General features: G+C 71.6%; 10 protein-coding genes and 1 rRNA gene. 9 read left to right on the forward strand and 2 right to left on the reverse strand.

Annotated features, from left to right (window positions below; genetic code table 11):
• The 9 genes from rrf to MHW47_RS26880 form a co-directional block, all read left to right on the forward strand.
• A 5S ribosomal RNA gene (gene rrf, locus MHW47_RS26840) occupies nt 1-88 on the forward strand; the annotation flags it as partial.
• A 70-nt stretch (nt 89-158) separates the two neighbouring features.
• The gene (locus tag MHW47_RS26845; protein WP_239226349.1) at nt 159-803 is read left to right on the forward strand and encodes an HAD family phosphatase; all 645 of its coding nucleotides are present in this window, start codon (nt 159-161) and stop codon (nt 801-803) included.
• Between the two features lie 42 nt (nt 804-845).
• Nucleotides 846-2054, forward strand: coding sequence for an MFS transporter (locus MHW47_RS26850; protein ID WP_239226350.1), 1209 nt, complete (start codon nt 846-848; stop codon nt 2052-2054).
• Nucleotides 2023-3195, forward strand: a complete 1173-nt coding sequence (locus tag MHW47_RS26855; RefSeq protein WP_239226351.1) for an acetoin utilization protein AcuC — start codon at nt 2023-2025, stop codon at nt 3193-3195. Before MHW47_RS26850 ends, MHW47_RS26855 begins: the two co-directional genes overlap by 32 nt.
• Nucleotides 3196-3444: 249 nt before the next feature.
• A complete protein-coding gene (locus MHW47_RS26860) occupies nt 3445-4260 on the forward strand; it encodes a phosphatase (protein ID WP_239226352.1) in 816 nt (271 codons plus the stop codon).
• Between the two features lie 127 nt (nt 4261-4387).
• Nucleotides 4388-4600, forward strand: coding sequence for a helix-turn-helix domain-containing protein (locus MHW47_RS26865; protein ID WP_111330146.1), 213 nt, complete (start codon nt 4388-4390; stop codon nt 4598-4600).
• Between the two features lie 110 nt (nt 4601-4710).
• Entirely contained in the window at nt 4711-4809 is a 99-nt protein-coding gene (locus MHW47_RS26870; RefSeq protein ID WP_003948845.1) for a 30S ribosomal protein bS22, read from the forward strand.
• Nucleotides 4810-4955: 146 nt separating this feature from the next.
• Nucleotides 4956-6029: an NAD-dependent epimerase/dehydratase family protein gene (locus tag MHW47_RS26875; RefSeq protein WP_239226353.1), complete on the forward strand. Its 1074-nt coding sequence runs from the start codon at nt 4956-4958 to the stop codon at nt 6027-6029.
• Between the two features lie 14 nt (nt 6030-6043).
• Complete coding sequence (locus MHW47_RS26880; protein ID WP_239226354.1) at nt 6044-7078, forward strand: lysophospholipid acyltransferase family protein; 1035 nt, start codon at nt 6044-6046, stop codon at nt 7076-7078.
• Nucleotides 7079-7103: 25 nt separating this feature from the next.
• Here the strand turns inward: MHW47_RS26880 and MHW47_RS26885 are convergent, their stop codons facing one another.
• Together MHW47_RS26885 and MHW47_RS26890 are read right to left on the reverse strand one after the other, a co-directional pair.
• Complete coding sequence (locus MHW47_RS26885; RefSeq protein ID WP_239226355.1) at nt 7104-8309, reverse strand: DUF5667 domain-containing protein; 1206 nt, start codon at nt 8307-8309, stop codon at nt 7104-7106.
• Between the two features lie 234 nt (nt 8310-8543).
• Nucleotides 8544-9317 carry an ECF subfamily RNA polymerase sigma factor, BldN family gene (locus MHW47_RS26890; protein WP_239226356.1) on the reverse strand — a complete coding sequence of 258 codons (774 nt, stop codon included), beginning with the start codon at nt 9315-9317 and terminating at the stop codon, nt 8544-8546.
• Between the last annotated feature and the right edge of the window lie 390 nt (nt 9318-9707).

The following is a 9707-nucleotide window of genomic DNA, read 5'->3' on the forward strand; positions in this document are numbered from 1 at the left end:
CGGTTACATTCCGAACCCGGAAGCTAAGCCTTTCAGCGCCGATGGTACTGCAGGGGGGACCCTGTGGGAGAGTAGGACGCCGCCGAACTCCTTTTGGAAGAGCCCCGTGCCCTTGTGGCACGGGGCTTTTTCGCGTTCCGACCCTTTAAGGTCGTGCCATGCGCTACGAACTTGTCATCTTCGACAACGATGGTGTGCTCGTCGACAGCGAGCCGATCTCCAACACCATCCTGGCCGGCTACCTCACGGAGCTGGGGCACCCCACCTCGTACGAGGAGTCCCTGCGGGACTACATGGGCTCCGCCGTGCACCGCGTCCACGACACCATCCTCGAACGGACCGGGACCAAGCTGCCCGAGGACTTCGACGTCACCCTTCACTCGCGCATCTTCGCCGCGTTCGAGGAGGAGCTGGAGCCCGTCCCCGGCGTCGACGACGTGCTGGGCACGTTGGTCGCCGAGGGTGTCCCGTACTGCGTCGCCTCCTCCAGCAGCCACCAGCGCATCCGGGTCAGCCACCGCAAGACCGGGCTCGACCAGTGGTTCGAGGAGGAGTGGATCTTCAGCGCCGAAGACGTGAGCGTGGGCAAGCCGGCCCCCGACCTCTTCCTGCACGCCGCCGCACGCATGGGCGTCGCGCCCGAGCGATGCGTCGTCATCGAGGACAGCCCGCTCGGCGTCGAAGCGGCCAGGGCCGCCGGCATGGACGTGTACGGGTTCACGTCGATGATGCCCGCGGACCGGCTGACCGGCGTGACCGGGTACTTCTCCGACATGAGCCAGCTGCCGGAATTGCTTGCCTGACGCGTCTACCCACCGGTAGAAACTGGCCTTACGCTCGCCGCCATGACAGATGCACGGTTGCGGCACGGCAGGGCCTCCCTCGCGTTGAGCTTCTTCGTGCAGGGGGTCACCTTCGCCCTCCTGGTGACGCGGATACCCGCGATCCAGGACCGGTACGGGATATCCGACGGCCTGCTGCCCGTGTTCCTCGCCGCCGTACCGATCCTGGCCGGGGTGGGCAGCGTGCTCACCGAGAAGCTGGTCGCACGGGTCCGGCCGCGGGTCGTCCTGCGCTGGGCACAGCCCCTCGTACTGCTCGCGCTCCTCGGCGTCGGCGCCGGGGACCAGGTCTGGCAGGCCGCCGTCGCCCTCGGGGTGTTCGGGCTGGCGGTCGGCGCGCTCGACGCGTCCATGAACATGATCGGCGTCAGCCTCCAGCGGGCGTACGGGCGCTCCATCATGCTCGGGTTCCACGCGGCGTACAGCCTGGGCGGGATCGCCGGGGCGTCGATGGCGTGGGCCGGGGCGCACTGGGACCTGCCGTTGCTGGTCTCGTACCTTCCGGCGGTCGTGGTGCTGCTGCCCGCGGCGCTCGTCGGCAGCCGCTGGTACGCGGAGGGCACGGACGAGAAGCCGGGCGCGGACGCCGGGCCGGAGCGGGGGGCCGGGGCGGCAGTGTCGTTCCGGTTGCTGCTGCCGCTGTGCCTGGTGATGAGCTTCGCGTACATCGGGGACTCCACGGTCTCCAACTGGAGCGCCAAGTACCTCCAGGACGTGCTGGGCAGTTCGGAGCAGCTGGCCACCGTCCCGTACAACGTCTACATGGTGACCACGCTGCTGGGGCGGGCCGTCGGCGACCTCGGGGTGCGGCGGTTCGGGGCGGTCGCCGTGGTCCGGGGCGGCACGGTGCTGGCCGCCGCCGGGTTCGCCGTCGTGGCCGTCGCCGGCGGGGCCTGGACCGGGATGCTCGGGTTCACGCTGCTGGGGCTCGGGCTGTGCGTGATCGTGCCGCAGACGTTCGCGGCGGCGGGGCGGATGTTCCCCGGCGCGAGCGACACCGCGATCGCCCGGCTGAACATCTTCAACTACGTGGGCTTCCTCGTCGGCTCCCCGCTCGTCGGGGCGCTCGGGGACGCCTGGAGCTACCGGGGCGCGATGCTGGTGCCCATGGTGCTGGTGCTCGCGACGCTCCTGTACGCCAAGTCGTTCGGGACGGAACCCGCCCGATACGGTGGCGGGCATGAGCGGCCGCGCACAGCTGATGTGGGATGACGCAGTAACGGGCTACGACTTCGGGGAGAGCCACCCGATGGACCCGGTCCGGCTCGCCCTCACGATGGGGCTGGTGCGGGCGTTCGGTCTCGACCGGGCGGTCGACGTGGTGACGGCCAAGCCCGCCGGCGACTCCACGCTGCGGCTGGTGCACCGGCCGGACTACGTGGCGGCGGTGAAGGCCGCGTCGGCGGCGCCCCGGTCGGCGGACCAGACGTACGGGCTCGGGACCGTGGACGATCCGGCCTTCGCGGGGATGCACGAGGCGTCCGCGCTGATCGCCGGGCAGTCCGTGGCCGCCGCCGAGGCGGTGTGGCGGGGCGAGACCCGGCACGCGGTGAACTTCACCGGCGGGCTGCACCACGCGATGCCCGGCGGGGCGGCCGGCTTCTGCATCTACAACGACCCGGCGCTGGCCATCGCCCGGCTGCTGGAACTGGGCGCCGAGCGCGTCGCGTACGTCGATGTGGACGTGCACCACGGCGACGGGGTCCAGGCCGCCTTCTGGGAGGACCCCCGGGTGCTGACCATCTCGTTGCACGAGCACCCGCGCACCCTGTTCCCGCAGACCGGCTGGCCGGAGGAGACCGGGGCCGGCGCCGGTGAGGGCGGGGCCGTCAATGTGGCGCTGCCCGCCGGGACCGGGGACGCCGGATGGCTGCGCGCGTTCCACGCGGTGGTGCCGGAGCTGCTCGCGGACTTCCGGCCGCAGGTGCTGGTGTCGCAGCACGGCGCGGACACGCACTTCGAGGACCCGCTGGCCCACCTGGCGGTGTCGCTGGACGCGCAGCGGTCGGTGATGGCGGCCTGCCACGACCTCGCGCACAGCTACGCCGACGACGGGCGCTGGGTCGCGCTCGGGGGCGGAGGCTACGCGGTGGTGGACGTGGTGCCCCGGTCCTGGACGCACCTCGTGGGCATCGCCGCCCACGCCCCGGTCGACCCGGAGTCGGTGATTCCGTCGTCCTGGCGGGACGAGGTGTACGCGCGCACGCGGCAGTTGGGGCCGGCGCGGATGACGGACGGGCGGACGCCCGCCTGGTCGTCGTGGGAGGACGGCTACGACCCGGCGGACCGGCTGGACCAGGCCGTGCTGGCGACGCGGCGCGCGGTGTTCCCGCTGCGAGGGCTGCTTACCTGACCGCCGCGGCCGCGGCTGCGACCCCGCACACGACCCCGGACGCGCCCACGGGCACGGAAGCGGGCACCGAAGCAGGCACGTACCGGCACGCGAGCGGGCGCCTTCGGGCACAGAAGCTGGTCAACGCGGGCACGGATGCGGGGCAACGCGGGCACGGATGCGGGCGACACCGGAGCACGGTTACGCCGACTGTGGGGCGACATCCGGTTTTTGGCCCCCGGGCGGGCCGGTTCGTGCAGCATCGGTGGGGTGTTGAGCACCGGAGCGCTGCGCGCGCATCTGCTGGCGGCCCGGCTGGCCGGGCCCGTGGCCACCTCCCGCGAGGTGAGCCTGCGGAGTTATCGGCTGTTCGCGGCCCGCGACCCCCGGGTGACGCTCGGCCTGGCCCCCGAACGGGGCTGGGACGAGCGGGAGTTGCTGGAGCTGATGGCGGAGAGGTGCGGGGTCTCGGACGATCCCGCACATGTGTCGGGGCCCGATGTGATCGACCCGGAGCGCACGCTGGCCGGGCTGGCCGCGTTCGCGGCCCGGCTGGCGGACGCGGCGGCGCGACGGGCGCCGGTACTGTTCGGGACCGGGCATCCGCACCGGCTGATCGGTTTCTACGCGGCCCTGGCAGACGCTTTGTCGTCGGCGGGATGCCCTGTCCTCACCCCGGCGCAGGGGCGATGTATCGACATAACGACTCGGTTTGGCGTACGTACGTACAACCTCGACTACGTACGGGGTGTCGCGCTGGTGCGTGAACCCGGCGCGGGGCCGGCCGGGGGTGGCACCGGCGCACACTCCCATTCCCCGCTGCCGCTGCGGGTCGCGCTGGAGGCCGCCGCGGCCGGGAGCGGGCCCGTTCCGGAACTGGTCGTGGGGGACCACGGATGGGTCTGCGGGGCAGGTCAGCTGGGCATCGAGGCGATCGGTCTGGCGGACACGGACGACCCGGCGCTGTTCGTCGGGGAGGCCGAGGGGCGGGTGGCGGTGACCGTTCCGCTGGACGACGCGGTGAGGTCCGCGTACTACCTGCCGCTCACGCGCTATGTACTCAATCGGGCGTGTCTGTCACAGTAGCGGCCGATCGTCTCTCCTCTTCCCCACTCGCATCACCCGCCCCTAACCTGGGGAGTGAGCGCACAGCGACGAAGAGTCACCGGAGGGGAAGCCGGTGCGCGTCTCGTGCGGAAGGTACAGGTGAGTCATGGCTGCAGACAGCGAGAGTCCTCTGAGCGAGGTCAAGTTTCTGACCGTGGCGGAAGTGGCCGCGGTCATGAGAGTGTCGAAGATGACCGTGTACCGCCTGGTGCACAGCGGTCATCTGCCGGCGATCCGGGTGGGCAGGTCCTTCCGGGTGCCGGAGCAAGCGGTTCACGAGTATCTGCGCGAGTCCTTCGTGGGGGTGGCATCGGCCTGAGATTCCCCTCGGATTACGTCCCTCACGCGGTGGCGGGTAGGCTAGGCCGACGTAGGTCGTGTGGGCCCAGACGCCCCGCACCAGTGAAGAAGAAGTGAGCGAGGGTAGTCGTGGGCTCTGTTATCAAGAAGCGGCGCAAGCGGATGGCCAAGAAGAAGCACCGCAAGCTGCTCAAGCGCACGCGCGTTCAGCGTCGCAACAAGAAGTAGGCGAACGCAGTTCGTGTCCGCAGCCCTTCCGCCGATTGTCCGGCGGGAGGGCTGCGGTGCTGTGTACGGGAGGTGTCCACCCGTTACGGTGACGTCCTGCGGTACTTCTCACCCCTCGCACGGGAGACCGACGGAAGGCGCTGATCGTGGGGAAGGTCGTGCTCGTCACGGGAGCGGCCCGGCAGCTGGCCGGCCGGTTCGTGCGGCGTGTCCAGCGTGACCCGGACGTGGAGCGGGTGATCGCGCTCGACGCGGTCGCGCCGGGGCACGACCTGGGCGACGCCGTCTTCGTCCGGGCGGACATCAAGGGCCCGGCCGTCGCCCGTGTGCTCGCCGAGCACTCCGTGGACACCGTCGTGCATCTGGACGTCAGCGGTTTCGCGCTCGGTGCCCAGGGGCGTACGGCGGTCAAGGAGACCAACGTCATCGGGACCATGCAGCTGCTCGGGGCCTGCCAGAAGGCGCCCTCGGTGCAGCGGCTGGTGGTGAAGTCCAGTACCGGCGTGTACGGTTCGGCGCCCCGCGACCCGGCGGTCTTCCACGAGACGACCCCGCCCAAGTCGCTGCCGGGCGGCGGTTTCGCGAAGGACGCGGCGGAGGTCGAGGGCTACGTCCGGGGCTTCGCCCGCCGCCGGCCGGACGTGGCGGTGTGCGTGCTGAGGTTCGCGAACATCCTGGGCCCGGACCCGGACTCGCCGCTCGCCGACTACCTGTCGCTGCCGATGCTGCCGACCGTCTTCGGCTACGACCCCCGGCTCCAGTTCGTCCACGAGGACGACGTGCTCGACGTCCTCGGCATCGCGGCGAGCGAGCCCCGGCGCGGCACGCTCAACAGCGGCACGTTCAACATCGCGGGCGACGGGGTGCTGCTGCTCTCGCAGTGCGCGCGGCGGCTGGGGCGGCCCACGGTGCCGATGCTGCTGCCGGCCGTCACCTGGGTCGGGCAGGCGCTGCGGGCGGTCGGCATGGCGGACTTCTCGCCGGAGCAGATCCGGCTGCTGACCCATGGCAGGGTGGTCTCCACGGTCCAGATGCGCGAGACCCTGGGGTTCTCGCCGAAGTACTCCACGGGGGAGACGTTCGCGGAGTTCGCCCGCAGCCGGGCGTCGGGGCTGCTGCCGCCCGAGGCGGTGGGCCGGGCCGTGGACCGGGTGGCCGCGGCGGTGCCCCTGATCGCCGGGGACGGCGGTGCCCCCGGCCCGAGTCCGAGCGCCAGGTAGAGGAGCGCAGCGCGATGGCGGATGCCAAGGTCATTCCGTTCGACGACGACCGTTCGCGGCCGGGGGGTCCGCGCGGCGCGCGGAGGCGCCCGCCGGCACGCGGTACGGGGTCGGTGTCCGCCCTGCCCGGCGGCCGGGCGGAGGACGCCGGGGAGAGCCCCCGGGAGAGCCCTCAGGAGGGCGCCGGGCGGGCCGGGGACGAGGGGCGGGGGTCCTGGGACCGGCGGATCGCGAGCGGGCTGGCGTTCCTGCGGCGGCGGGTCACCGGCGAGTACGACGTCGACGAGTTCGGCTACGACGAGGAGCTGACGGACCAGGTCCTGATGTCGCTGCTGCGGCCGGTGTACGAGAAGTACTTCCGGGTCGAGGTGAAGGGCATCGAGAACATCCCGGCCGAGGGCGGGGCGCTCGTCGTGTCCAACCACTCCGGGACGCTGCCGCTGGACGGGCTGATGCTCCAGGTCGCGGTGCACGACCACCATCCGGCGGACCGGCACCTGCGGCTGCTCGCGGCGGACCTGGTGTTCATGCTGCCCGTGGTCAACGAGCTGGCCCGCAAGGCGGGGCACACGCTGGCGTGCGCGGAGGACGCGGAGCGGCTGCTGCGCAACGGCGAGGTCGTCGGGGTGATGCCGGAGGGCTTCAAGGGGATCGGGAAGCCGTTCGGTGAGCGGTACAAGCTCCAGCGCTTCGGGCGGGGCGGGTTCGTCTCGACGGCGTTGAAGGCCGGGGTGCCGATCGTGCCGTGCTCGATCGTGGGCGCGGAGGAGATCTACCCGATGGTGGGGAACGCGAAGACGCTGGCGCGGCTGCTGGGCTTCCCGTACTTCCCGATCACGCCGACGTTCCCCTGGCTGGGGCCGCTGGGGATGGTGCCGCTGCCGACGAAGTGGACCATCCAGTTCGGGGAGCCGATCGCGACGGACGGCTATCCGCTGGAGGCGGCGGAGGACCCGATGCTGATGTTCAACCTGACGGATCAGGTGCGGGAGCAGATCCAGCACACGCTGTACCGGCTGCTGGTGCAGCGGCGGTCGGTGTTCTTCTGACCGCCGCCGCACCGCGGGGCCCGGGTCAGCCCCGGTCGTCCTCGGCGTCGATGCCCAGGCCGCCGATGAGGCCGGGGAGCAGCGGCGGGATGGTGATGTCCGGGGTCGGTGTCTGGCTCGGGGTCTCGTGCGACGGGGTGGTGGTGTCGGGCGAGGGCGGGTCGAACAGGCCGTCCGTGCCGCCGCCGAGCAGGCCGCCGTCCGCGGGGCTGCTGCCGGCGTCCGAGGGGCGCGGCGAGGAGCTGCCGCCGTCCGTACCGCTGTCGTCCTGCCGGGCGGAGGACGAGGGCGCCGGGGCGTGCGAGGTGCCGGCCGAGGGGCCGGTGCCGGTGTCCGAGGAGTCGGAGCGCTGGGACTCGGCGTCCTTTTCCGGGGCGCGCGGGAAGAGGGCCTGGAGCGGGGCGACCTCTTCGTCTATGGCGGCGAACACGGAGCTGACCTGGTCGCCGACGTCGCTCAGCTGGACCGGGAGGCGGTTGCGGAGGTTGCTCCAGGTGGTGCGGTGGGAGCGGGAGAAGGAGTCCAGGGTCTGGATCGGGCCGAGGGCGCCGTCCCGTTCGTAGGCGTCGTGGAGCAGGCGGTGGCCCTCGGTGGCGTCGTGGGTCATGCCGTTGAGGGTGCGCCGGATCTCGCCGAGCTGTTCGTGGTCGAGGTGGCCGGAGCGGGCGCGCTCCATGAGCCGGCGGGCTTCGTTGAGGCGGGTGGACGCCTGGTCGAGGTAGATCTCGCCGCGGTCGGTGTCGTCGCGGGTGAGGTTGAGGTGGAGGTCCTCCATGCCGCGCTTGAGGCCGTAGAGGGAGTCACCGGGGAGGGCGTCGGAGCTGGCAGCGGCGACTCCGCCGAAGGCGCCGGCCGCCACACCGACGGTGAGCCCGCCGGCGGCGAGGCCCTTCGTCCAGCGGGATTTCGGGCGCAGTTTGCGGAGCGGGGACGCGCGGTGGCTGTGCCTGCTCCGTTGTTCGGGCACCGTAGGGTCCGCGGATGCGCCCCCTTCGGCGAACGCGGCCTCCATGGCGGCGACGAGCTGGGCTCGCTGCACCACTTTGACCTCGGGGTCCAACTGCGGCTTCGGCAGTTCGCCGAGGCCGGTCGCCAGGGCCAACAGCGCTCCTTGGTCGGCCTGCTCGGCCGGGTCCTCGGGCTGTACGGCCGCCGCACCGCGGAGCGACTGCTCCTCCAGGGCCTGGGCGAAGGCGTTCGCCCGCCGGTGTGCCGAAACGTTTGCGATCACTGGCGGCACCTCCTCTCGTCATGACGGTCGACTCCCCTGGGTGTCCGGAAGGTTGCACACCTTGAGCGCTTACACACGATCGAGTGATCGTCTGCGGGCATGGTGTGACGACAGGGGGCCTGCAACCGGCACAACGAGTGGCGCGGCACTTGGGTTACGCACGAAGGATGATCGGACCAGTGCGTGACGGAGGCGTCGGCGGGGCCGGCGGCCCGCCGGCCGGGGGAGTGGAGGTCAGCGGGCATCGTCCGGGAGGAGCCGGGCCAGGGTGCGGACGGCTCGGTACTGGAGGGTCTTGATCGCGCCTTCGTTCTTGCCCATGACCCGGGCGGTCTCGGCGACCGAGAGGCCCTGGAGGAAGCGCAGGGTCACGCATTCCTGCTGCTGGGGGTTGAGCCGGCGCACGGCGTCGAGCAGGGCGGCGTTGGAGAGGGACTCCAGGACGGAGTCCTCCGGGCTGCGGGCGACCTCGTTGGCGTCGAGCATTTCGCCGGTGGTCACTTCCAGTCGGAACCGACTGGATTTGAAGTGGTCGGCGACCAGATTGCGCGCGATCGTGACCAGCCAGGCGCCGAAGTCGCGCCCCTGCCAGGTGAAGGTGGAGATGCGGCGCAGGGCGCGCAGGAAGGTCTCGCTGGTGAGGTCCTCCGCCGTCGCCTTGCTGCCCACGCGGTAGTAGATGTAGCGGTAGACGGTGTCGCTGTACTGGTCGTAGAGGCGGCCGAAGGCGTCGGCCTCGCCGGCCTGGGCGCGCTCGACGAGCTCCATCATGCGCGCGCTGTCGCTGTCGGCGGCGGGCCGCCGGACGGGGGCGGTTGCCGCCGCGCGGTTGCCGCGTCTTCCGACCGCCGCGGCGCGTTCGGCCAGGGCATAGCAGGGGCCGGCAGGTACAGGGGTGGCGAATGCGGGTACGGCGTACGCGGTGGGGACGAGACCGCGCATGCGTTCGGCTACGGATGCGCGCAGCGTAGCCAGGCCCGAGGCGTCAACCCCGACGTGTGGGTACACGGGACTCCCAGAGGCAGAGCTTCCATCACGAGCAGTGCGAAACCGTCACTCGTCGTGGTGAGCGGCGGGTCCGGAATGCGTCTGAGGAGAATAACGCTTCGTACAGGCCGCACTACGCCCAGTTGCACAAATCATCGATTGCGTCGCTTCTGTGCCAACTTTTCGACGCACTGAGTCGCTCGTCGTGACCGCTTGTTGATCGCTTTGCTTCGGGATCTGTCTGCGGGCGCGACGGGTTGTGGTCGGTGAATCGTTGCTCCGTGTTGACGCACACGGGCGCGGAGGGTCAGTCGCGGGGGCCGGTGACCGGCGGGGGAAGGGCGCGGGTCAGCGGCGGCGGCGGTGCAGGGCGACCGCGGCGACGGTGCCGCCGGCCAGCGCGCCGACGCC

Source organism: Streptomyces sp. OfavH-34-F (assembly GCF_022347745.1).
Lineage (GTDB): Bacteria > Actinomycetota > Actinomycetes > Streptomycetales > Streptomycetaceae > Streptomyces.